This is a genomic window from Bradyrhizobium campsiandrae, from assembly GCF_014529705.1.
Lineage (GTDB): Bacteria > Pseudomonadota > Alphaproteobacteria > Rhizobiales > Xanthobacteraceae > Bradyrhizobium > Bradyrhizobium campsiandrae.
In genome coordinates this window covers 105,648-126,945 of record NZ_JAANIH010000015.1, presented here as the reverse complement: position 1 = coordinate 126,945, position 21,298 = coordinate 105,648, and the positions used below count along the sequence as shown (strand labels likewise).

General features: G+C 64.0%; 22 protein-coding genes. 5 read left to right on the top strand and 17 right to left on the bottom strand.

All coding sequences use genetic code 11. The features are described from left to right. Positions 1-10: 10 nt before the first annotated feature. The 4 genes from G8O24_RS13840 to G8O24_RS13825 form a co-directional block, all read right to left on the bottom strand. On the bottom strand, positions 11-733 hold the full coding sequence (locus tag G8O24_RS13840) for an SDR family NAD(P)-dependent oxidoreductase (protein ID WP_188100056.1): 723 nt from the start codon (positions 731-733) through the stop codon (positions 11-13). Beyond that, positions 726-2,108, bottom strand: coding sequence for a class I adenylate-forming enzyme family protein (locus G8O24_RS13835; protein WP_188100054.1), 1,383 nt, complete (start codon positions 2,106-2,108; stop codon positions 726-728). Before G8O24_RS13835 ends, G8O24_RS13840 begins: the two co-directional genes overlap by 8 nt. Further along, positions 2,095-2,340 (bottom strand): acyl carrier protein, encoded by a 246-nt coding sequence (locus G8O24_RS13830; protein WP_015688794.1) that lies wholly within the window; start codon positions 2,338-2,340, stop codon positions 2,095-2,097. Before G8O24_RS13830 ends, G8O24_RS13835 begins: the two co-directional genes overlap by 14 nt. A 151-nt stretch (positions 2,341-2,491) precedes the next feature. Further along, positions 2,492-4,297: a long-chain-acyl-CoA synthetase gene (locus tag G8O24_RS13825; RefSeq protein ID WP_188100053.1), complete on the bottom strand. Its 1,806-nt coding sequence runs from the start codon at positions 4,295-4,297 to the stop codon at positions 2,492-2,494. A 234-nt stretch (positions 4,298-4,531) separates the two neighbouring features. On the opposite strand from G8O24_RS13825, the gene G8O24_RS13820 reads away from it, so the two are divergent. Then, positions 4,532-5,512, top strand: a complete 981-nt coding sequence (locus tag G8O24_RS13820; protein ID WP_188100050.1) for a Bug family tripartite tricarboxylate transporter substrate binding protein — start codon at positions 4,532-4,534, stop codon at positions 5,510-5,512. Positions 5,513-5,551: 39 nt separating this feature from the next. On the opposite strand, the gene G8O24_RS13815 is transcribed toward G8O24_RS13820, so the two are convergent. From G8O24_RS13815 to G8O24_RS13795, 5 genes are all read right to left on the bottom strand, one after another. Beyond that, positions 5,552-5,818 (bottom strand): DUF3551 domain-containing protein, encoded by a 267-nt coding sequence (locus G8O24_RS13815; protein WP_188100125.1) that lies wholly within the window; start codon positions 5,816-5,818, stop codon positions 5,552-5,554. A 34-nt stretch (positions 5,819-5,852) separates the two neighbouring features. Beyond that, positions 5,853-6,131, bottom strand: a complete 279-nt coding sequence (locus G8O24_RS13810; RefSeq protein ID WP_188100048.1) for a DUF3551 domain-containing protein — start codon at positions 6,129-6,131, stop codon at positions 5,853-5,855. Between the two features lie 123 nt (positions 6,132-6,254). Beyond that, a complete protein-coding gene (gene htpG, locus G8O24_RS13805) occupies positions 6,255-8,132 on the bottom strand; it encodes a molecular chaperone HtpG (RefSeq protein ID WP_188100046.1) in 1,878 nt (625 codons plus the stop codon). A 122-nt stretch (positions 8,133-8,254) separates the two neighbouring features. Then, positions 8,255-8,686, bottom strand: a complete 432-nt coding sequence (locus G8O24_RS13800; protein ID WP_188100045.1) for a hypothetical protein — start codon at positions 8,684-8,686, stop codon at positions 8,255-8,257. 265 nt (positions 8,687-8,951) lie between these two features. Beyond that, a complete protein-coding gene (locus G8O24_RS13795; RefSeq protein ID WP_188100043.1) occupies positions 8,952-9,551 on the bottom strand; it encodes a nuclear transport factor 2 family protein in 600 nt (199 codons plus the stop codon). A gap of 192 nt (positions 9,552-9,743) precedes the next feature. On the opposite strand from G8O24_RS13795, the gene G8O24_RS13790 reads away from it, so the two are divergent. Both G8O24_RS13790 and G8O24_RS13785 read left to right on the top strand, forming a co-directional pair. Next, the gene (locus G8O24_RS13790; protein WP_188100042.1) at positions 9,744-10,205 is read left to right on the top strand and encodes a TonB family protein; all 462 of its coding nucleotides are present in this window, start codon (positions 9,744-9,746) and stop codon (positions 10,203-10,205) included. After that, on the top strand, positions 10,195-11,091 hold the full coding sequence (locus tag G8O24_RS13785) for an energy transducer TonB family protein (protein ID WP_311972289.1): 897 nt from the start codon (positions 10,195-10,197) through the stop codon (positions 11,089-11,091). Before G8O24_RS13790 ends, G8O24_RS13785 begins: the two co-directional genes overlap by 11 nt. Positions 11,092-11,155: 64 nt before the next feature. Here the strand turns inward: G8O24_RS13785 and G8O24_RS13780 are convergent, their stop codons facing one another. Continuing rightward, positions 11,156-11,962, bottom strand: coding sequence for a response regulator (locus G8O24_RS13780; protein ID WP_188100040.1), 807 nt, complete (start codon positions 11,960-11,962; stop codon positions 11,156-11,158). Between the two features lie 209 nt (positions 11,963-12,171). Between G8O24_RS13780 and G8O24_RS13775 the strand changes: the two genes are divergently transcribed. Next, on the top strand, positions 12,172-12,405 hold the full coding sequence (locus tag G8O24_RS13775) for a NepR family anti-sigma factor (protein WP_045004093.1): 234 nt from the start codon (positions 12,172-12,174) through the stop codon (positions 12,403-12,405). Next, positions 12,405-12,953: a sigma-70 family RNA polymerase sigma factor gene (locus G8O24_RS13770; protein ID WP_092288831.1), complete on the top strand. Its 549-nt coding sequence runs from the start codon at positions 12,405-12,407 to the stop codon at positions 12,951-12,953. The genes G8O24_RS13775 and G8O24_RS13770 overlap by 1 nt, the downstream gene beginning before the upstream one ends. A gap of 62 nt (positions 12,954-13,015) precedes the next feature. On the opposite strand, the gene G8O24_RS13765 is transcribed toward G8O24_RS13770, so the two are convergent. The 7 genes from G8O24_RS13765 to G8O24_RS13735 form a co-directional block, all read right to left on the bottom strand. Further along, positions 13,016-13,714, bottom strand: coding sequence for a nitroreductase (locus G8O24_RS13765; protein ID WP_188100038.1), 699 nt, complete (start codon positions 13,712-13,714; stop codon positions 13,016-13,018). Positions 13,715-13,834: 120 nt separating this feature from the next. Further along, positions 13,835-15,079 (bottom strand): acyl-CoA dehydrogenase, encoded by a 1,245-nt coding sequence (locus tag G8O24_RS13760; RefSeq protein WP_188100036.1) that lies wholly within the window; start codon positions 15,077-15,079, stop codon positions 13,835-13,837. Between the two features lie 120 nt (positions 15,080-15,199). Beyond that, positions 15,200-16,444 carry an acyl-CoA dehydrogenase gene (locus G8O24_RS13755; protein ID WP_188100121.1) on the bottom strand — a complete coding sequence of 415 codons (1,245 nt, stop codon included), beginning with the start codon at positions 16,442-16,444 and terminating at the stop codon, positions 15,200-15,202. A gap of 14 nt (positions 16,445-16,458) precedes the next feature. Beyond that, complete coding sequence (locus G8O24_RS13750; RefSeq protein ID WP_188100034.1) at positions 16,459-17,586, bottom strand: acyl-CoA dehydrogenase family protein; 1,128 nt, start codon at positions 17,584-17,586, stop codon at positions 16,459-16,461. Positions 17,587-17,613: 27 nt separating this feature from the next. After that, a complete protein-coding gene (locus G8O24_RS13745) occupies positions 17,614-19,485 on the bottom strand; it encodes an AMP-binding protein (RefSeq protein ID WP_188100032.1) in 1,872 nt (623 codons plus the stop codon). Positions 19,486-19,527: 42 nt separating this feature from the next. Next, complete coding sequence (locus tag G8O24_RS13740; RefSeq protein WP_188100030.1) at positions 19,528-20,334, bottom strand: enoyl-CoA hydratase/isomerase family protein; 807 nt, start codon at positions 20,332-20,334, stop codon at positions 19,528-19,530. Between the two features lie 192 nt (positions 20,335-20,526). Beyond that, entirely contained in the window at positions 20,527-21,285 is a 759-nt protein-coding gene (locus G8O24_RS13735; RefSeq protein WP_188100028.1) for an SDR family NAD(P)-dependent oxidoreductase, read from the bottom strand. Between the last annotated feature and the right edge of the window lie 13 nt (positions 21,286-21,298).

Genomic DNA, 21,298 nt, shown 5'->3' with positions numbered 1-21,298 from the left:
GAGTTCTGCTTTAAGCCGTGTTCCCCGCGTCAACGGTAAACACGGTGCCGGTGACATTGCGGCCGCCCTCGCCGAGCAGATATTCCACCATGCGCGCGACGTCGTCGGTCTCCGGCAAGCGGCGCAGCGCGCTGCGCCCGGCGATGCGTTTGCGGCCGTCCTCGGAGAGATTATGCGTCAGCTCGGTATCGATGAAGCCGGGCGCGATCGCGTTCACGGTGATCCCGAGCTTGCCAACCTCGCGCGCCAGCGAGCGGGTGAAGCCGGTGGCGGCGGCCTTGGTCGCGCCATAAACCGAGAGGCCGTTATAGCCCGTGGTCGCGATGATCGAGGAGATGTTGATGATGCGGCCGGCGCCGTCAGCCATCATCTGGCGCGCGACATATTTGGTGAGGATGATCGGCGACAGCACGTTGAGCTGCACCAGCGCCTCGATCTCGGAATTGTGCATGGTGGCGAGCAGGCCTTCGGTGCCGAGGCCTGCATTGTTGACGAGACCATAGATCGGGCCAAACTCGTCGCGCACGAGCTTTGCGAAAGCCGGGATCGCATCGATCGCGGCGAGGTCGCAGGAGCGGAAATGCAGGCGCCCCTCGGCCTCGGCGATCGCGGCCTTGAGCTCGTCGCTCTCGCGCCGCGCCGCTGCAATCACGTTGTAGCCGGTGCCGACGAGACGCTTGCCGATCGCAAGGCCAATGCCCCGACTGCCGCCGGTGACGAGAATATTATGCATCGGTGCGCGCCAGTTTTCCGGCTGGGGTGACGTCGAGCGCCTCGACGAAGCGGATCACCGCCGGCACCTTGTGCGAAGCGAGCTGCGCGCGGCACTGATCCAGGATCTGGTCGCGGATCTCTTTCGCCCGCGCCGGGTCCGTGCCCTCGGCGAGGATCACGTCGGCGACGACGATGCCGCCGGTGATCGGGCTGCGCCGCGACTTCGCCCGCGACATCCGCACCGCGGGGTGACGGTTGATCGCCGCTTCGATCTCCTCGGGATGAACCTTCAGCCCGCCAATGTTGATGATGCCGCCGCGGCGGCCGACGAAATAGTAACGGTCGCCGCGCAATTCGACGATGTCGCCGCTGTCAACGAAGCCATCGCCATCGGTGAGCGCTGCCGCATTGCGGCCGATATAGGCGTGCGCGGTGCGGGTCGAGCGGATGCGCAGCGAGCCGTCGACGACCTTCATCTCGACGCCATTGCGGTTGCCGAGATAGTTGGCCGGGAAACCTTCAAGCCCGTCATTGACGGCGAAGCCGACGCCGGCCTCGGTCGAGGCGTAGGCATGGCCGACGGAGGAATTGGGGAATGCCGCCTTCAGGCCATCGAGCACGGCCTGATCGGCGATCTCGCCGGAGAGGCGGACATAGCGTGGGGCGAACTGCGCAGCCGAACCGCTCATCAGAAGCTTGCGCCAATGCGAGGGCGTGCCGGAGATGTGGGAGACACCGCGTGCGTTCAGCCGCGCCACGTGGTCGGCAAGCGCCTCGTGCGGGTCCGACAAAACCATCGAACCGCCGGAAAGGATGGCGCGGAGGAAGATCTGCAAGCCGCCATAGCGGCGGATGTCATAGAACGTGGCCCAGACCGGCACGGGTCCCTTGGCAGGGCCTTCGGCGACGATCGCGCCGGTGAGCGCTTCCAGCGTATGTCCAACGATCTTCGGCACGCCGGATGTGCCCGAGGTCAGCATCAGCCATTCGGTGGCGCGTTCGGTACTGGCCGGCGTGGTGGCTTGAAGCGGCAATTGAGCGGCGACGACGAGCGGCACGCCGGAGTCAGCCCAACCATCGGGCTCGTCGGTGACGATGGCATCGATCCCGGCATCAGCGATCAGCGCGTCCAGATGCGCCGGGTTCAGGTCCGGCGGGCACAGCAGCATACGGCGGGCGATGCCGTCGAGCTCGATCATCGCAAGCCCGGACCGGAGTTGATCCGACAGCTTCAGCAAGACGGCGCAGCCGGACAGCTCGCGCAGGCGGCCGCCCAGCACGGTCTGCGACAGGATGTCGGTCAGCGACACCACATGGCGCGCATCCGACAGCGTGCGGCCTCTCAGCTCCGCGCCGAGATGGTCGCGAAGCGCAAAGATCTCACGCGGGGACATTTTCGTAGGCCCGCACGAAATCGCCCACGGTGGCGGGAAACGCTGCGTCCTCGGAAATGGTGAAGGGGTCGACGCCGGTCTCGTCCTCGAGGCGCGCGACCAGGATCGCGAAGGCCAGCGAGTCGAAACCCGTCTCATGCAGGGACAGATCGTCCGAGAGCGCGGGAAGCGTGACGTGCTGCTCCTTGGCGATCTGCTGAATCGCCTCGATGACCTTGGATCTTACCGACATGGCTGTTCGCCTCTTGCTTAGTTAATCGATCGTGTTCGTTGCGGCGGCTCTTGATGACCGCCTCCCCGTACCCGTATGTTTACCGGACAGAAGTAAATGGCCTCTTGGACAATTCAGATAAAATTGCACCTATCTGCCGATTTCGCTGCGGCTACAGCCTGATCGTACCGTCCACGATTTGCGCAAAATTTTCGGAATCGAGCGCAACATAGGCCCCGGATTTCGGATCGAGCAGAAACATCGGATCCGTCACCGCGCCCGGGTCAAAACCTTCGCGTGCCAGTTCGCCCTTCTTCTGCTTGAAGGTCTCGGTCGCATCGAGCTCGCGCGAGATTCGGATGAAGACGGGGCGGGCGTAGGCCGGCAGGCGCTGTGCCAGATGCGCGGGCAAAGCCCCGATCTCGAAGCCCTCGTTCACGACGATCGCGCTCATGCCGGCGCGGCCGTCGGCCCCCGGGATGCTGACGCCATAGGTGGTGGCATCGACCACGCCGGTGAAATCGCGCACGGCGTCGTTGACCTCTGACGTCGCGACGTTCTCGCCCTTCCAGCGGAAGGTGTCGCCGATGCGGTCGACGAAATGGAAGAAGCCCTTGTCGTCGAGGCGCATCAGATCGCCGGTGCGGAACCAGGCATCGCCCTTGGCGAAGACGTCGCGCAGGATCTTCTTCTCGGTCTCGCCGGCGTCGGTATAACCCTCGAAGCGGCCGCCGCCGTCATCCGCCTTGCCGATGCGCCCGATGGCTTCGCCTGCCTCGCCGCGGGCGCAGGCAATGCAAAAGCCCTCGTCGTTGCGCAGCGGCGCGCCGCTGTCGGGATCGAGCTTGACGAGGCCGGCCGGAAAGCGATGCGCCAGCAGCGGCGGAACGCGACCGATTGCCCCCGGTTGCCCCTCGACGTTGAACAGCGAGAAATTGCCTTCGGTCGCGGCATAGAATTCGAGGATGCGGGGAATGGCGAAGCGGCCCTGGAAATCCTCCCAGATGTCGCCGCGCAGGCCATTGCCGCAGGCGAGCCGCAGGTGATGGCGGTTTTCATATTCCGACGGCGGTGCCTTGAGCAGATAGCGGCAAAGCTCGCCGATATACTGGAACAGCGTGCAATCGTGGCGCACGATGTCGGACCAGAAGTTCGAGGCCGAGAATTTTTCCGCGATCACCACCGCCCCGCCGGCGGCGAGCATGCTGCACGGCGCGACGACGCCGCCGACCGAGTGAAACAGCGGCAGGCAGTCATAGAGCCGGTCCTGCGGCGTCGCACCGGTGAGGCCGGCGAACCAGAATCCCCAGTTGAGGATGCGGCGGTGGCTGATGCTGGCGGCCTTCGGCAGCCCTGTCGTGCCCGAGGTGTAGATCAGCAGGGCGCGGTCGTCGATGGTGACGTCGCCGTGCTCCTCCGGCGATAACGGCTCATCATCAAGCGCGGCGAGCGCAACATCGATCGCGCGCTCGCTGCAGGCATCGCCATGAATCCAGACCCTGGCCTCGGTCTTCAGATGCGCCGTTGCGCTCTCCAGCGTTTCCGCCAGCTCATGCGCAACGATGATATGCGAGGGCCTGGCGACGTCGATGCAATGTGCGAGGGACTTCCCGACAAGCCTGGTGTTGATCAGCGCCGCCACGCCGCCGACGCGGCTGATGCCGAGCCAGGCTGCGACATAATCGACGCCGTTCGGCATGATCAGGCCGACGGTATCGCCCTTCGCGACGCCGACCGAAAGCGCCCAGCGCGCGTAGCGATTGATGCGTTTCGACAGGCCGTCATAGTCGAGCGTCGTGTCGTCCGTGACCAGCGCGACGCGGTCGGGCTGGCGCCGCGCCCAATCGTCGACCACGTCGGCGAACAGCCGGCCCGGCAACGTCTCGATCCGCGCGGTCAGCTCGATCGCCTTCAACCAGATCTTCGAGGCCGAGGGGGCGCGCGCGGCTTTGGAGTGCTCGATGACGCCGGTGGTCATGCCGTTTCTTCTTTCGGGCGGTATCTGCTTATTGCGGCAGCTTAACCTGCGTGCCCTGCCCAGGTGTTAAGAGACAAGGTAAAACTCGGTTAGCTCGCGGTTAACTGCAATCATCCTTTACCAAGCCGATCGGAACGAGGTGCGGCCTCGCATGATTCTTGCGATAGCAGTTCCAGTCATTCGAGCGCGCTAGACGAGTCCTCTCGCTCCTCGAGCGATGAACTGGAGGCCACGATGATCACCAGGCGACATTTGCTTCAGACCGTTGCATGCGCCGGAGCCACGCTGGCGGCGCCGCGCGCCTTCGCGGTCGGCAATCCGTCCTATCCGTCGCGCAGCGTGAAATGGGTGGTACCCTACGCACCGGGCGGGGCCACCGACGTACTGTCGCGGCTGATCTGCCAGCGCCTGTCAGAACGCCTCGGGCAGAGCTTCGTGGTCGAGAACAAGCCCGGCGCCGGCAGCAATATCGGCACCCAGGCCGTGATCGCCTCTGCACCTGACGGTTACACGCTGCTGCTGACCTCGACCGCGAATGCGATCAACGCTTCCTTCGATCCGGCACTGCCATACGACTTCGCCAAGGGCATCACACCGGTTGCCGGCGTCGCACGCATTCCGCTGGTGCTGGTGATCAACAACGATCTGCCGGTGAAGAGCGTCGCGGACTTCATCGCTTACGCCAAGGCCAGTTCCGGCAAGATGTCGATCGCCTCCTCCGGTATCGGCACCTCGCTGCATCTCTCCGGCGAGCTGTTCAAGTCGATGGCCGGCGTGCAATTCACCCATGTGCCATATCGCGGCTCGGCGCCGGGCCTGACCGACGTGATGAGCGGCCAGATCCACGGCATGTTCGACAACGTCACCTCGTCCTTCGAACTGGTGCGTGCCGGCAAGCTGCGCGCGCTCGGCGTCACCACGCGCGAGCGATCGGAGATCCTGCCCGACGTCCCGCCGATCGCGGAGACACTGCCCGGCTACGAGACGTCCTCCTTCTACGGCGTCGGGGCGCCCTACGACACACCGCGCGAGATCGTCGATCTGCTCAATCGCGAGATCGACACGGCGCTGTCCGATCCCGCGATCAAGGCTCGCATCGCCGAGCTCGGCGCGATCCCGCTGCACGGCAATGCAGACGAATTCGGCCGCATGCTCACCGCCGAGACCGAACGCTGGCGCAAGGTGGTCGAGCTGTCGGGCATCAAGAAGGAATAGCGGCTCGCTCGTGCCTGCAAAGCCGGGCATTGCCCGACGCTAGCGATTTTGGCCGTGGCGCAAGCGCCGCGTTGCGCTGGCAACGTAGTATGGATTGGGATCGCAGCTCGCAGCCTGGCCGGCAGCGGTCGCGCGGCACTGCGGCAGCGACGTGAAGGAGCAGTCATACCAGTCGCCGCCACCGCCGCTCGCGCCGGAATAGACGTGCATGCAGACGGGAAAACTGGGATCGAAGGTCTGGGCCTGCGACGGCGCCGCCGCAAGCCATGCACCGACCGTCATGACGCAGCCAAGCGAGCGGCGCATCCCGATGTTGTCCGCCGCAAGCCTCATCGCAGCCTCAGTACACCCTCTTGTGACGCTTGCGCGGCGGGGGCGGCGGCTCGTCGAAAGCGAAGTAGGGATTGACGTCGCAGCTGGCGGCGAGGCCCGACGCCGAGGCACGGCATTGCGGCAGCGAGGTGAAGGAGCAGTCGAAATAATCGCCGCCACCGCCCCGGCCGCCGGTCGTGAACACGTGCATGCACACCGGGTAGCGCGGATCATAGGTCTGCGCGCTGGCATCTGCCGCCATGAACATCGTGGCAATAGCGGTGAGGGTCAGGAGAGACAGGCGCATCGGAGATTTCCTCAAATCGGTGGCGTCGGCGGATCAGGCGCCGACGGCCTCCTATGACACAACACCTCGCCGGAGGCGACTGTTCCTGGGGACAATGACGGCAAGGTGAGCGCGGCCTGCGCGCTACCCGCCGAGCCCCTGCAGCACCAGCCGGTTCAGCCTTGCCGCGAACGCAGCCGGATCCTCCGGCAGCTCGCCATCCAGGATCTGCGCCTGTTCAAGCAAGAGAAGGCTGAGATCGTCGACGGTCTTCGAGCCGGCCTGCGCTTTGGTGATCGCGGTCACCATCGGGTGGCGGAGATTGATCTCCAGGATCGGCTTGGTGCGCATGCCGCGGTTCTGCTGCGCCAGGATGCGCTCGAGCTCGCGGCTCGGGCCCTGGCTGTCGGCAACGAGGCAGGATGCCGAGCTGGTCAGCCGGGTCGAGGCCTTGACGTCGCTGACGCGCTCGCCGAGCGCCGCCTTGATCACGGCGATGGTGGCGGCCTCGTCCGCCGAGGGCTCGTCCTTCTTCGCCTCGTCCTTGTCGTCGACGCGCGGAATCAGGTCGAGATTGAGGTCGCCCTGGCTCAGCGACTTCAGCGGCTTGCCCTCGAACTCCGTCGGCATCGAGGTCCAGAACGCATCGACCGGATCGGACAGCAGCAACACCTCGATGCCGCGTGCGGTCGCCGCTTCCAGCCGCGGACTGGATTTCAGCCGTTCGATGCTATCGCCGACGAGATAGTAGATCTCGGTCTGGTTCGGCTTGAAATCGGCGACGACATCCTTGAGCGCGCGCTTCTCGCCTGACGTGGTGGTGAAGCGCGACAGCGCGAGCAGCTTTTCGCGACGCTCGAAATCCTCGTAGATGCCCTCTTTCAGCACCGCGCCGAAGCCGTCCCAGATCTTTGCAAAGTTGTCCGCGTCCTTCTCGGCGAGGCTCTCGAGCTCGTTGACGACGCGGGTCGCCACCGCCTTGCGGATCTGCGCCAGCTGCGGATTGTTCTGGAGCATCTCGCGGGAGATGTTGAGCGGAAGATCCTCGCTGTCGACGACACCGCGGATGAAGCGCAGGTACCCCGGCAGCAGGTCGGCATCATCAGTGATGAAGACGCGGCGAACGTAGAGCTTGACGCGGCCCTTGCGGTTCGGCTCGAACAGGTCGAACGGCTTGGTCGAGGGCGCAAACAGCAGCACCGCGTAGGAGTAACGCCCCTCGGCGCGGTAGTGCAACGTCATCGCGGGATCGTCGAAGGCGGACGCGATCTGCTGATAGGCCTTCTTGTAGTCTTCCGTCGTCAGCTCGGATTTCGGGCGCTGCCACAGCGCGCTCGCCGAGTTGATCTGGCGCGGCTCGCCTTGTTCCGGCACCAGCTCGATGGGAAACAGGATGTTGTCGGAATAGGCGCTGACGATGCGCTCGATCTCGTATGTTTCGAGATATTTCTTCGCGTCGTCCTTCAGGTGCAGGACGATCTCGGTGCCGCGCTGAACCCGCGACGCCTCCTCGTCGCTGGCGCGCGCGATCTCGAAGCCGGAGCCGCCCGACGACGTCCAGGTCCAGACGTCGCTTTCGCCGGCGCGGCGGCTGATGACGACGATCTTCTCGGCGACCATGAAGGCGGAATAGAAGCCGACGCCGAACTGGCCGATCAGGCCGAGACCGTCCTTGGCCTCTTTCAGCTTCGACACGAAGGCCTTGGTGCCGGAGCGGGCGATGGTGCCGAGATGGTCGATCAGCTCCTGCCGCTCCATGCCGATGCCGTTGTCGGCGATCGTGAGCGTCGTGGCGGTCTTGTTCGGGATGATGCGGATCTTGAGCGCGTCCCCCTCGCCCAGCAGGCCCGGATTGGCGATCGCCTCATAGCGCAGCTTGTCGCAGGCATCCGAGGCGTTGGAGACGAGCTCGCGCAGGAAAATGTCGGTCTCCGAATAGACGGAATGCACCATCAGGTGCAGCAGCTCGGAAACCTCGGCCTGGAAAGGCTGCGTATGCGTAGCCGTATCGGACGTCGTCATGCGTTTACCCGGTCAATCAGAGATGGAGAAAGCCCGGATATAGCGCGGTGGGATTTGGGATCAAGTGGACGCGCAAGGCCGCCCTCCGAGAGGAGGACGTTTTTGCGTGAGGGCGGGGTCGATCAGGTCACGCAGCGGCCCGGCTGCAGCAGTTTGGCGACCTCGGTCAGGGAGCTGACCATCGCCTCGCAAGCGATGGTCGGCTTGCGGCCGGGCTTCAACATCGTGGGCACCGGCTTGGCGTTGCCGGTCTCGATCACCGCGGGGACTCTCAACAGAACGGACGTATCGGGCAGGTCGTTCAGCCGCATCGAGACGGTGCGGGTGGGAACCGCCGCCGGTTTCAAGTCGGCAAGCCGGTCGGACTTGCCAGTGCGGTTGACATTATGGCTGATAGGGTTGCGACCCGAGATCTGGCCCGGCTGGTCAACCACCGCCTCCCAGCGGTCCGCCAGATCGTGCCCGGAAGCCAGCTGCACGGCGCCGACCTGCACGGCACCTAGTGTCGCGGCGATGGCGACGGCACCAAGAAATACCTTTTGAATATGTGGCATGGCTGTCGATCCCTCGCCCCATGGCGATCGCGGGAACAACGCGAGGGAAGGACGGGAGTTTCCGACATGTTAAGATCACTTAACCGTGTGCGAAAACGTAGCCTGGCCACCGAAATATTTTGCAATCGGCTGGAACGACTCTGGCGCCCGGGAGTCGTCTCAACAGCCGGCTATTCCCCCCTGCCCCATAAGCCGGCGACGTAGGGCGCGACTGTGGTGATGCCAGTCGCGCCTTACTTTTGTCTGGGGTTCACTTCCCGCAAGACTATTTCGGCTTCCCCGCCAGCCAGGCACGCCCCTCGCCATAGAGCTTCTCGACCTCGGGGCCGGTCAGGCCGGGCATGTCACGCTTGACCTTGTAGCCGATCAGCTCCTGCATGTAGGCGAGATGGCGGTAGCCTTCGGGGAGCGCGGCGAGCGCCTGCTGGTCGAGGCGAAGCGTGGCGGCGGGATCGACCGGGTCGATCCGGTCCTTCTCGTAGATCGGCTGGCGGCGGACGATGCCCCATTGGCCCCTCCGCTTCTCCAGGAAATCGTAGAAGCGGCCGGTGCAGACGACGTCGCAGAGCACGTCGTGCACCAGGGCCCGCTGCGAGATCGTCATCTTGGTCTGCGCGATCGCCCGCTCACCTGAAAGGTCGATGCTCGTGCCACCGAGGAAATGCAGGATGCGTACGCCCCTGGCAAAGCCTTCCTGGCTGACGCGCATGAACTCCCGCGCCGGCCCCTGAAACCAGGTGGCCGACATCCAGCCCTCTTCGTGCCAGACGGTGGCAAACCGCTCCCAGTCACCGGCGTCGCGCCACACCGCCCAGTTCTCGACGAGATCGCGGATGGCGAGGCGGTCGAGCAGCTGCTGGTCCATGCGAAGTCTCCGGGGGGGTTGAAGCGACGATGGATAGATGTCATCGCGGCGAAATATCAACGAGGCAATGAGGTTGCCGTCAAGCACGTCATGGCCTCACGGTCATTCGACTTGCGCACAACGGCAGGAGCGCAAAACGAGCATCGATCCTTGTAATCAACCGTGCCGCGATTATTATCCTTACCAATGCAAATGAGATTCTTCTTTTTGGCCGCGCTTGGATTGCTGGTGGCTTATCCCACGCATGCAGAGCCTGATACGCTAGACCGGCAAGCGAACTCCGTTGAAATATGGAAGAGGCGGCTTAGTCTCCAATTGGCAAGCAAAAAGACCTTTCCTAGCAACGCGCCGGCCGAGGGCGGTACGGCTAGGGTGGTATTCGTGCTCGACCGGACCGGCAATCTCGTTTCCAGTGCGCTGGTTGAAAGTACAGGCTCTAGCGAGCTCGATGCTGCCGCCTTGGCAATGGTCGAAGCCGCCGCTCCATTTCCGGAGCCGCCCGCTGATATTGAAGAGGACAACCTTCGATTCACGGTCCCGGTGATCTTCCATGCAAAAAGGGAAATGCCCTGGAGGAACCCGCTTCCCGCAGAAGCGGCTGCCGATGAGGCCAAAGTCAATGCCAAGCTTCACAGCATCTGCCGTGGCTGTTGAGATCTCCTCACCGATGCGCGCGAAGCAACGCATGCGAATGAAACTCCTCTTGTCAGTCGTCCTTCTCGGATTGTTGGCAGGTCGCCCCACGCTCGCGCAAACAGACTTGCAGATCGAACGCGCGATCGCTTGGAAGGCTGCGTTGGCGAAGCACATTGCCGGTAACAAGCTGCTTCCAGTCGAAGCCCGGGAGCAGTCTGGCAACGCCAAGATGTCGTTCGTCATCAACAGATCCGGCAAGCTGATGTCGCGGACACTGATTGCGAGCACCGGATCTAGGCAGTTGGATGCTGCTTTGCTGGCAGTCTTCGATCGTGCCCAACCCTTTCCGGAGCCGCCGTCAGAACTAACGGAGGACGAGTTCTCTTTTATTGCGCCGCTTGTCTTCAGCGGCCGCCATTTCGATCTCGTGCCTTACGGGTTGGCGGCAAGCGTGCCGACGCCCGCCTTCGCGGTCTCTGACGCCATGGACGCATGGCGCAAGGCAGTTACCGAGCATGTCTGGCGCAACAGATCGTTTCCGCCCGAGGCCATGGGTCAAAGGGCCGATGCCGGTGTCACATTCGTAGTTGACCGCTCCGGAAAACTGGTCTCGACCGCATTGGTTGAAAGCACCGGCTTTGCGCCGCTGGACGCCGCAGCCCTCGCCATGGTCGAGCGTTCCGTGCCGTTCCCGAAGCCACCCGCCGAGGCGAAGGACGACCTGCAGAGCGTGACGGTCCTTATGACTTTTGACGGGACACGGTTGAATCTGGGACCGTCGCCGGAGCGGGAAAAACTGCTCCAATCCTGGATCGAGGACCAGGCCAAGCTGAACGCGAAATCGTCTGGGCCGAGCGACGCCAAGCTCAATTCCATGCTTCGCAGCATCTGCCGCGGCTGCTGAATTTAATGTTGGCAGCAAAACGGCGCGCCCTGCGACGCGCCGTCTCCTTATTGACGAAAGCTCCTTAAGCCGCCGGCGCCTTCGGCGTGCGGTTGCGCGAGTTGCGCTGGAAGAACAGGGCCTGGCTCGCCACCGCCGAGACCATCGCGGGCTGGAACGGTTTTGAGATCAGGAAGGCCGGCTCCGGGCGCTCGCCGGTGAGGAAGCGCTCGGGATAGGCGGTGATGAACACCACCGGGACCTCGAAGGTGCGGAGCAGCTCGTTGACCGCATCCAGGCCCGACGAGCCGTCGGCGAGCTGGATGTCGGCGAGGATGAGGCCCGGCCGCTTGTTCTTGGCCAGCGCCACCGCATCGGCATGGGTGCGCGCCACGCCCACGACATTGTGGCCGAGATTCTTCACCAGGCTTTCGAGGTCCATGGCGATGAAGGTCTCGTCCTCGATGATCAGGACGTCGGTTGCGATCTCCGCCGCCATCTCGCGGCCGGCGGTATCGGCCAGCCGCCGCGTCTCGGCGACGTCGGTCGAGAGGATATAGGCGACTTCCTCTTCCGAGAACCCTTCGAGCGAGAGCAGCAGGAAGGCCTGCCGCGGCAGCGGCGTGATGTTGGACAACCGCCGCTCCGGCGGCATCGGCAGCGTCGCCACCTCGGAATCGTCATTCACGGAGACGGAATTCCAGATCTGGGTGAACAGCCGAAACAAGCCGGCCCGCGGTCCATGGCTCTCGTCGAGCACACTGGGATCCCCGAGCATGGCTTCCAACATGGCTGCGACATAGGCGTCGCCGGAGGCCTGGCTGCCCGTCAGGGCGCGCGCGTACCGGCGCAACAACGGCAAGTGTTCAGCTACAAGCTGTGAACGGGACATCCCCACTCCATCGATCTTCGGGCCGGCCTAGCAAACGCGGGGGGCCCGGGTTCCCCTGCTGGGCTGTTTACGCCTCAGGCCAACAAAAGTTCCGCTAGCGGCGGAACTTTTTATCGAACCTGGAATTGTGCCTATCCAGGGAACGGCTCCCGGTTGAGAAAATTTCTCTATTTTGCAGTCACTTAACTCGGGGAAACGTGGAACAGGTCATGAAAGATCTCAAGTCTCAAGCCAGCAAAAGCACGACCCCCGGCAAGGGAGGCCTGACTCCGGAGATTCAGTCCCGGATAGGGCATCAGCTGCGCGCCATGTACGACGACGTCGTGCGGCAAGGGGTTCCGGACCGGTTCGCGGAGCTCATCAAAAAGCTTGATGCGCCGGGAGGTGGATCTCAGAACGAGAATGGGGCTGGGGGCTCCAACGACAACAATGGGAGGGATTAATGCCTCTCACAAATTCCCTGCGTGACGACATCCTTGCGGCTGTGCCGAGCCTTCGCGCGTTTGCGATATCGCTCAGCGGCAATGCGGACCGCGCCGACGATTTGGTGCAAGAAACGCTGCTCCGTGCCCTCGCCAACATCGACTCGTTCCAGCCCGGCTCCAATCTGCCGGCATGGCTGTTCACGATCCTTCGCAACCTGTTCCGCTCCGACTATCGCAAGCGGCGGCGCGAGGTCGAGGACGCCGAGGGCAACTATGCCAAGACGCTGAAGACGCAGCCCTCGCAGAACGCCCATCTCGAATTCGAGGAATTCCGCACCGCGCTCGACAAGCTTCCGCAGGACCAGCGCGAAGCCTTGATCCTGGTCGGTGCCTCCGGCTTCTCCTATGAGGACGCGGCCTCGATCTGCGGCTGTGCGGTCGGCACCATCAAGAGCCGCGTCAACCGCGCACGCTCGAAGCTCGCCGCGCTGCTCTATGTCGACGGCGCCGAGGACTTCGGGCCCGACGAGACCGTGCGCGCCGTGATCGGCGGCAGCGGCGGCTAGCGCGTCAATCGACCCCGAACGATGTGAAGGCGGCCGTTCGCGCGGCCGCCATTTCACGTGCGCTATTTCTCCACGAACGTCACGGTATCAGCGACTGATGCGCGCGAGGTTCGGTAGCTGTTGACCTTGTGCGCGGCGTCGGCATAGCCGAACGAGATACCGCAGACGACACGGCGATCGTCAGGCAAGTTGAAGTGGCGCCGGATCAGGCCGGAATGGCGCGCCAGCGCGGCCTGCGGGATCGTGCCGAGCCCGAGCGCCTGGGCGGCCAGCATGAAATTCGAGACGTAAGCACCGCAATCGATCGCACCATAGATGCCGAGCGGCTCATGGGTGTGAATGATCGCAACATGCGGCGCGCCGAAGAAATTATAGTTCTCCAGGGCCTGCTTGGCGTAGGCGGCCTTGTCGCCGCGGGCAATACCGAGCGTGTTGTAGAGCTGGAAGCCGCTCTCGCGGCGGCGTTCGAGATAGACCCCGACATATTCGCGCGGCGGCGTGAAATCATAGTCGTCACCGAGGCCGCCCGAGGCCTCCTTGTAGATCAGCTGGCGGAAACGCTCCTTGGCCTCGCCGCTGGCGATAATGACCTGCCAGGGCTGGCTGTTGCACCAGGACGCTGTGCGCTGCGCCGTGGTCAGCACATGCTCGATGGAGGCACGGTCGACCTCCTTCGGTAGGAAGGCGCGGACGGAATAGCGCTCGTTGAGCAGCTCTTCGAGCACGCCGATGCGATTGGCTTGGTTGACTTGTGCGTCCATGAACTCGCTCACCCTTCGTAGGGTGGGTTAGCCGAAGGCGTAACCCACCACTTTCTGCCTCCGCGGAAGCTAAAGAGGTGGGTTACGCTAACCCACCCGACGATTCCGCGGTTGAAGTCGTCACCGCCCCTTGGTCGGGATCTTGTTGTACGGCACGTCCTTGTCGACCCTGATGTCGCCCGGCAATCCCAGCACGCGTTCGGCGATGATGTTACGCAGAATCTCGTCGGTGCCGCCAGCGATGCGCATCGAGGGTGACGACAGCAGCATCTGCTGGAACTGGCCGTGCACCGTCTCCTCGTCGCTGCCTGTGAGGACGCCGGCTGCGCCCTGGAGATCCATGGCGTAGGTCGCGATGTCCTGGAGCATCATGCCCGAGACCAGCTTGCCGATCGAATTCTCCGGTCCCGGCCGCTCCCCCTTCGACAGCGCCGAGATCGCGCGGTAGCTGGTGTATTTCAGTCCGCTCGACTTCACGGCCCAGCTCGCAAGTTTCGAGCGCACCGCGGGATCGTCGATGGCGAGCCCGTCCTCCAGCATCAGGTTCGAGCAGAACTCGAACATTTCAGGGACGCCGGTCGCGAGCCGCGCGCCGATCGACATGCGCTCGTTCATCAGCGTCGTCAGCGACACGCTCCAGCCCTCGCCGACGGCACCGAGCCGCTGGCTGTCGGGGATCACGACGTCAGTGAAATAGACCTCGTTGAACTCCTGCATGCCATTGGCCTGCTTGATCGGCCGCACCTCGACGCCTGGGCTCTTCATGTCCAGGAAGAACATGGTGAGACCCTTGTGCTTGGGCACATTTGGATCGGTCCGCGCGATCAACAGGCCATAGTCGGAATAATGCGCGCCCGACGTCCAGATCTTCTGGCCGTTGACGACCCAGGCGTCGCCCTTCTTCTCCGCGCGCGTGCGCAGGCCCGCGACGTCGGAGCCGGCCGACGGCTCGGAGAACAGCTGACACCAGATCTCTTCGCCCGCTGCGAGCTTCGGCAAATAGCGACGTTTCGCATCTTCGCTGCCCCAGGCCATCACGGTCGGGCCGCACATGCCCTCGCCGATCTGGAACGGCTGCGTCAGCTTGCCGTAGACGCCCTCTTCCTGCTGCCAGATCACGCGCTCGATCGGCGTGGCGCCGCGACCGCCATATTCCTTCGGCCAGTGCAGGCAGGCCCAGTTGCCCTCGAACTTCTTCTTCTGCCAAGCCTTGCCGACATCGACCATGTCGTGCTTCGCAAGCCTGATGCGGCCGAGCGAGGATTTCGACAGCTCCTGCTCGAATTCCTTCGGCGCATTGGCGGCGATCCATTTGCGCGCGGTGTCGCGGAATGCGGCTTCCTGCGGGGTGTCGTCGAAATTCATGGCCGGACCTCTCAATCCTTGCGCGATGCGTAGGGTGGGCAAAGCGAAGCGTGCCCACCACTTTCCCTCGATAGAATTCGTGGGCACGGCGCGTACCGCGCCTTTGCCCACCCTACGATTCTAACCTCTTCCCCTGGTCGGGATCTTGTTGAACGGCACGTCCTTGTCGACCCTGATGTCGCCGGGCAGGCCCAGCACCCGCTCGGCGATGATGTTGCGCATGATCTCGTCGGTGCCGCCTTCGACCCGGGTGCCGGGCGCACGCAGCAGCATGGCCTGGAAACGGCCAGCGAGCTCGGCATCCTCGCCACTCACCACGCCAGTCGCGCCCTGCAAGTCCAGCGCGTAGGTGGCGACATCCTGGATCATCGAGCCCGCCACCAGCTTGCCGATGGAGTTTTCCGGTCCCGGCCGCTCACCCCTCGACAACGCCGAGATCGCGCGCATGCTGGTGTATTTCAACCCGCTCGCCTTCACGGCCCAGTTGGCCAGCTTCGAGCGCACCGCGCGATCCTCGATCGCCGGACCATCATCGAGCATCAGACCGGAGCAATATTCGAACAGCTCCGGAAATCCGGTCGAGACGGCCGCGCCGATGGCGCTGCGCTCGTTCATCAGCGTGGTCAGCGAGACGTTCCAGCCGTCGCCGACTTCGCCGAGACGCTGATGGTCGGGAATGCGGACATTGGTGAAATAGACCTCGTTGAAGTCGGAGGCACCGCTTGCCTGCTTGATCGGCCGCACCTCGACGCCCTCGCTCTTCATGTCCAGGAAGAACATGGTGAGGCCCTTGTGCTTGGGCACGGTTGGATCGGTGCGGGTCAGCAAGATGCCGTAGTCCGAATAATGCGCGCCCGAGGTCCAGATCTTCTGGCCGTTGATCACCCAATCATCGCCATCCTTCTCCGCGCGCGTGCGCAAGCCTGCAACGTCGGAGCCGCCCGCAGGCTCGGAGAAGAGCTGGCACCAGACTTTCTCGCCGGACGCGAGCGGCGGCAGATAGCTGCGCTTATGCTCCTCGCGCGCGAACGCCATCATGGTCGGCCCGCACATGCCGTGGCCGATGATGAACACGCGGGAGAGCTGGCCGAACGGCCCCTCCTCCTGCTGCCAGATCACGCGCTCGATCGGCGAGGCGCCGCGCCCGCCATATTCCTTCGGCCAGTGCAGGCAGGCCCAGCCGGCATCGGCCTTCTTCTTCTGCCAGGCTTTTGCGACCTCGAGAATGTCAGCGTTCTTGAGCACGGTGCGGCCCAGCGAGGATTTGCGCAGCTCGTCCTCGTACTGTTTCGGCGCGTTCGCAGCGATCCAGGCGCGCGCGGCGGCACGGAATTCGGCCTCTTGCGGGGTGTCGTCGAAGTTCATGATCGTGCCCTCGCTCACGCCGCGTTCTTCTTGCGCATGCGGTCGATCAGCTGGTCTTCCCAATAGGTGAGGCTGCCGAGCCCGAGCGCCATGGCGTTGGCGCGGCGATAGTACATGTGGCAGTCGAACTCCCAGGTGAAACCCATGCCGCCGTGAACCTGGATGTTGTTCTTGGCGCAGTGCTGGAACGCCTGCGTCGCGCTGATGCGGGCGGCGGCGGCGGCTTCCGGCAGCTCGGCGGCGTTGGTCGAGAGCGCCCAGGCGCCGTAATAGCTGTTGGAGCGCGCCAGCGTCGCCGAGACATACATGTCGGCCAGCATGTGCTTGATCGCCTGGAACGAGCCGATCTGGCGGCCGAAGGCGATGCGGTCGAGCGCGTAGTCGCGGCCCATCTCCAGCGCGCGGTCGGCGCCGCCGACCTGCTCAAAGGCACACAGTACCGCGGCGCGGTCGAGCACCTGAGTGAGGATGCTCCAGCCTTCGCCGGCAGCACCGAGCGGCTCCGCCTTGCAATCTTTGAACGTGATCTCGGCCTGCCCACGGGTCGGATCGAGGTTGGTGAGGCCCTTCACCTCGACGCCGCCTGCCTTGAGATCAACCAGGAACAGCGAGATGTCGCCGTCGCGTCCGCTCGATCCGGTGCGCGCCGCGACCACCGCGAAGTCTGCGATCGCGCCGTCGGCGACCGGCTTCTTCGCACCGTTGAGGACACCGTTCGCAGCCGTCAGCTTGACGTTCTTCGGCGCAGGATTTCCCTTGCCCTCGAACAGCGCCAACGTGCCGATCGCATCGCCCGACGCAATCGCGGGCAGCCACTTCTTCTTTTGCGCCTCGCTGCCCGCGATCAGCAATGCTTCGGCGGCCAGGTATACGGTCGAGGAGAACGGCACCGGTGCAATGGCGCGCCCCATCTCCTCCGCAATCACGCAGAGCTCGAGATGACCCGCGCCCGCACCACCGAATTCCTCGGGGATCGCAACGCCGAGAAATCCCATCTCGGCGAGGCCTTTCCAGAGCTCCTTGTCGTAGGGCGCCTTGCCGTCAAGCACGATTCGCACCGCCTTGGGCGAGCATTTTTCTGCGAGGAATTTGCGCGCCTGGTCGCGAAGCTGTTTCTGGTCGTCAGAGAAATCGAAGTTCATGCCGCGTACCCGTGTTGATGATGTCGATTACTTCAGAACGATGACGTCTTGATCCGGCTTGTCCGCATAGAGCCGCTCGACCAGCACTGCGCGGCGCTCCAGGCCGGCGCGCTGGTTGATGTAGCCCTTGTCGGTGAGCTCGTTGCCGTCGATCGAGGGCGGCTCGGCCATCAGCATGGCCCGCGCGATGATGCGGCTGCTGGCGCCTTCACATTCCCTATTATGCGTCTCAAGCCCGCGCCTGAAACAGGCGATCACCTCGGGATGCTTCACCGCATCATCGAAGCTCAGATCAGAATTGCCGACGAGCTGGCGGCAGGCATGCAGGTTCGGCCAGGCGAGCAGGCCGATGAAGGCGCGATCCTGCCCCGCAACCAGCGCATCATGCACGACCGGCGTCGCCGCCGCGATGGCATCGGTCCGGAGTGAACCGACATGGACGAAAGTGCCGGTGGTGAGCTTGAAATCCTCGACGACACGCCCGGCGAAGATGATGCCCTTCACCGGATCGGCGTCGTCGACGAAGATGCCGGCATCGCCGATGCAGTAGAAACCTTCCTCGTCGAACATCTTCTTCGTCAGCTCGGGCTGGCCAAAATAGCCGGGCGTGACGTTGACACCGCGCAGGCGCAGTTCGTATTTCGAGCCGCACGGCACCATCTTCAATTCGACGCCGGGGAACGGCAGGCCGATCAGGCCGACGCGCTCGGTGTCCCAATAGGTGCCAGTCGAGGTCGGCGCGGTCTCGGTCGAACCCCAGCCGGTGTAGAAGACGATGCGCTCGCCGGTGGTCTTCACGGCGAGGGTTTGCATGCGTTCGTAGAGATCATCCGGCAACCGCGCCCCGCCATAGGCCATGATCGAGAGGTTCTTGAAGAAGGAGCGGCACAGTGCGTCGTCCTTCTCCATGGCCGCCGCGAGCGCGGCATAGCCGGCCGGAACGTTGGCATAATAGGTCGGCGAGATCTCGCGCAGATTCTTGATGGTCTCGTCGAGCTGGCCCGGCATCGGCCGACCGTCGTCGATATAGAGCGTGCCGCCCTCGACCAGGACCGGATGGAATGCAGCATTGCCGCCCATGGTGTGGTTCCAGGGCATCCAGTCCAGCACCACCGGCAGCGGGCCGCCGGGCGTGCGCGGCCGCACCTGCATCATCATCGCCGCATTGGCGCACATCATGCGTTGCGTGTTGATCACCGCCTTGGGCATGCCGGTCGAGCCCGAGGTGAACAACAGCTTGCCGACAGTGTCGGGCGTGATTGTTGCAATCGACGCCTCGACATCGGCCGTCACCGGCGTTGCCGCCAACTCGGCGAAGCTGACGCTCTTGACGCCCTCGCAGGGCCGCAGAACATGAACCACGGTGACACCGGTGAGATCGAGCGCTTTCAACGCCTTCTCGAAGGTCGGGCCGTCCTGCACCATCACCACAGCCGGCTTGATCAGATCGAACAAATATTTCAGCTTGACGTGATCGTGGCTCATCAACGAGTAGGCCGGCGACACCGGCGCGGCAGGAACGCGCGCCTGCATCGCGGCCTGCGTCATCAACGCGTGCTCGATCGAATTGCCGGAGAGGATCGCGACGGGACGCCCCTCGAGCTTCAGATTCAATAACGCCTGCGTCAGCGCATCCACGGCGCGTTTGGCTTCACCATAGGAGACCTTGCGCCATTCGCGGTTTGGTCCGCCGCGCTGCGCGAGCCAGATGCGCTCGGACGCTTCCTTCGCCCACCTCGCCAGCGACGCCGGAAGATGCTTCTCGTAAGGCTGCAGCGGAATGCGCGACTTCAGCACCACCGTGCCGTCGGCGCGGCGCTCGACGTCGATGTCTCGCTTCAGCCACTCGACCTTGCGAAAGGCGGGCTTTGACATCACCGCCGCCGCGCTTCCACTCATTTTGCGTCTCCCGGAATTATCGTCCTTGGCGGATCTTCGTTCTCAGCGCTTGATATAGACAGGCTTTCGCTTCTCAAGGAAGGCCCTGATGCCTTCCGAAAATTCCTCGGAGCGGCTGCACAGGACCTGGTTGCGATCCTCCATCGCGATCGCGGCTTCCAGCGATCCCGCATCGACGCTCATGTTGAGACATTCCTTTGATAGGCGCAGCCCGACCGGCGAAGCCGTCATCATCGCGTCGACGTAAGGCTCGGCGGCCTCATCGAGCTTGTCCTCGTCGACGACCTCGGAGACGAGTCCCACCGCCAGCGCACGCTCGGCACCGATGAAACGTCCAGTCAGAATTAACTCTGACGCCACCGAGACACCAACGAGCCGCGGCAGAAAGTAACTGGTGCCGATGTCGCAGCCGCCGAGCCCGAGCTTGATGAAAGCGCAGTTCATCCGCGCCGACTTCGTCGCGATGCGAATGTCGGAAGCCAACGCCAGCGCAAAACCACCGCCGGCCGCTGCGCCCTGCACCAGCGAGATGATCGGCTGCGGACAGCGCCGCATCAGCATCACGATGTCGGCGATGCGCCGTTGCGAATCCAGCGACGCCGTGACATCAGGCGGCTCCTGCTGCCCGGCGCGGCGCGCCATCGCGGCCTTGAGATCGAGGCCTGCGCAGAAATTCTTGCCGGCGCCGCGCAGCACGACGACCCGCGTGTCGCGGTTGCGTTGCAGGCCCTGGAAGTAGACGTTGAGCGCATCGATCAGCGCGGGATCGAGCGCGTTGAGGCTATCAGGCCGATTGAGCGTCACCCGATCGACGCCGTCATCATGCTCGATCAGCAGCGGTTGGGACATGCGCGACTTTCCTTCATCCGCAACGATGGTGCCGATTGCTGTGCCCTCTCCCCTTGTGGGAGAGGGCATGAACGCGCTAACCGCGCATTCGCTCGGGTGAGGGGTCTGCCTCTGCAGATGAAATCGCGGAAAGAACCCCTATCCGGCGCTTCGCGCCACCTTCTCCCACAAGGGGAGAAGGGAAGAGAACCACTACCGCGGCGCCATGCGGATGGCACCGTCGAGGCGGATGGTTTCGCCATTCAGCATCGCGTTCTCGACGATGTGCACGGCGAGTGCGCCATATTCCTTGGCATCGCCGAGGCGCGAGGGATGCGGCACCTGCGCCCCCAGGCTCTTGCGGGCTTCCTCGTTGAGGCCCATCAGCAGCGGCGTGAAGAACAGGCCGGGCGCGATGGTGTTGACGCGGATCTTCTGGCTGGCGAGGTCGCGCGCCGCAGGCAAGGTCAAACCGACAACACCGCCCTTCGACGCCGAATAGGCGATCTGGCCGATCTGACCCTCGTAAGCCGCCACCGAAGCGGTGTTGATGATGACGCCGCGCTCTTCACCGACAGGCTCGATGGTGACGAGGTGCTCGGCGAACAGGCGCAGGCAGTTGAAGGTGCCGATCAGATTGACGTTGATGATGCGGGAGAACTTTTCCAGCGGATAGACGCCGTCGCGGCCGACGATGCGCTGCGAGCCGCCGATGCCGGCGCAGTTCATCAGCACGCGTGCAACGCCATGCGCGGCTTCGGCCTTGGCGATCGCGGCCTTGATCTGCTCCTCGCTGGTGACGTCGGCGTGAAGCGCGATGCCTTTCACCTCGGCGGCGACCTTTTCGGCGTTGTCCTTGTTCTGGTCGATGACGCCGATCTTGGCGCCCTTGGCGGCCATGGCTCGCGCGGTCGCTTCACCAAGCCCCGAGCCACCACCGGTGATGAGAACGGCTACGTCTTTCAATTCCATGACAGGCTACCTT

What these genes read in the sequence shown, in the direction of transcription:
- G8O24_RS13840 (WP_188100056.1), bottom strand. Translation starts at nt 733, where the DNA reads ATGCATAATATTCTCGTCACCGGCGGCAGTCGGGGCATTGGCCTTGCG.
- G8O24_RS13835 (WP_188100054.1), bottom strand. Translation starts at nt 2,108, where the DNA reads ATGTCCCCGCGTGAGATCTTTGCGCTTCGCGACCATCTCGGCGCGGAG.
- G8O24_RS13830 (WP_015688794.1), bottom strand. Translation starts at nt 2,340, where the DNA reads ATGTCGGTAAGATCCAAGGTCATCGAGGCGATTCAGCAGATCGCCAAG.
- G8O24_RS13825 (WP_188100053.1), bottom strand. Translation starts at nt 4,297, where the DNA reads ATGACCACCGGCGTCATCGAGCACTCCAAAGCCGCGCGCGCCCCCTCG.
- G8O24_RS13820 (WP_188100050.1), top strand. Translation starts at nt 4,532, where the DNA reads ATGATCACCAGGCGACATTTGCTTCAGACCGTTGCATGCGCCGGAGCC.
- G8O24_RS13815 (WP_188100125.1), bottom strand. Translation starts at nt 5,818, where the DNA reads ATGCGCCGCTCGCTTGGCTGCGTCATGACGGTCGGTGCATGGCTTGCG.
- G8O24_RS13810 (WP_188100048.1), bottom strand. Translation starts at nt 6,131, where the DNA reads ATGCGCCTGTCTCTCCTGACCCTCACCGCTATTGCCACGATGTTCATG.
- htpG (WP_188100046.1), bottom strand. Translation starts at nt 8,132, where the DNA reads ATGACGACGTCCGATACGGCTACGCATACGCAGCCTTTCCAGGCCGAG.
- G8O24_RS13800 (WP_188100045.1), bottom strand. Translation starts at nt 8,686, where the DNA reads ATGCCACATATTCAAAAGGTATTTCTTGGTGCCGTCGCCATCGCCGCG.
- G8O24_RS13795 (WP_188100043.1), bottom strand. Translation starts at nt 9,551, where the DNA reads ATGGACCAGCAGCTGCTCGACCGCCTCGCCATCCGCGATCTCGTCGAG.
- G8O24_RS13790 (WP_188100042.1), top strand. Translation starts at nt 9,744, where the DNA reads ATGAGATTCTTCTTTTTGGCCGCGCTTGGATTGCTGGTGGCTTATCCC.
- G8O24_RS13780 (WP_188100040.1), bottom strand. Translation starts at nt 11,962, where the DNA reads ATGTCCCGTTCACAGCTTGTAGCTGAACACTTGCCGTTGTTGCGCCGG.
- G8O24_RS13775 (WP_045004093.1), top strand. Translation starts at nt 12,172, where the DNA reads ATGAAAGATCTCAAGTCTCAAGCCAGCAAAAGCACGACCCCCGGCAAG.
- G8O24_RS13770 (WP_092288831.1), top strand. Translation starts at nt 12,405, where the DNA reads ATGCCTCTCACAAATTCCCTGCGTGACGACATCCTTGCGGCTGTGCCG.
- G8O24_RS13765 (WP_188100038.1), bottom strand. Translation starts at nt 13,714, where the DNA reads ATGGACGCACAAGTCAACCAAGCCAATCGCATCGGCGTGCTCGAAGAG.
- G8O24_RS13760 (WP_188100036.1), bottom strand. Translation starts at nt 15,079, where the DNA reads ATGAATTTCGACGACACCCCGCAGGAAGCCGCATTCCGCGACACCGCG.
- G8O24_RS13755 (WP_188100121.1), bottom strand. Translation starts at nt 16,444, where the DNA reads ATGAACTTCGACGACACCCCGCAAGAGGCCGAATTCCGTGCCGCCGCG.
- G8O24_RS13750 (WP_188100034.1), bottom strand. Translation starts at nt 17,586, where the DNA reads ATGAACTTCGATTTCTCTGACGACCAGAAACAGCTTCGCGACCAGGCG.
- G8O24_RS13745 (WP_188100032.1), bottom strand. Translation starts at nt 19,485, where the DNA reads ATGAGTGGAAGCGCGGCGGCGGTGATGTCAAAGCCCGCCTTTCGCAAG.
- G8O24_RS13740 (WP_188100030.1), bottom strand. Translation starts at nt 20,334, where the DNA reads ATGTCCCAACCGCTGCTGATCGAGCATGATGACGGCGTCGATCGGGTG.
- G8O24_RS13735 (WP_188100028.1), bottom strand. Translation starts at nt 21,285, where the DNA reads ATGGAATTGAAAGACGTAGCCGTTCTCATCACCGGTGGTGGCTCGGGG.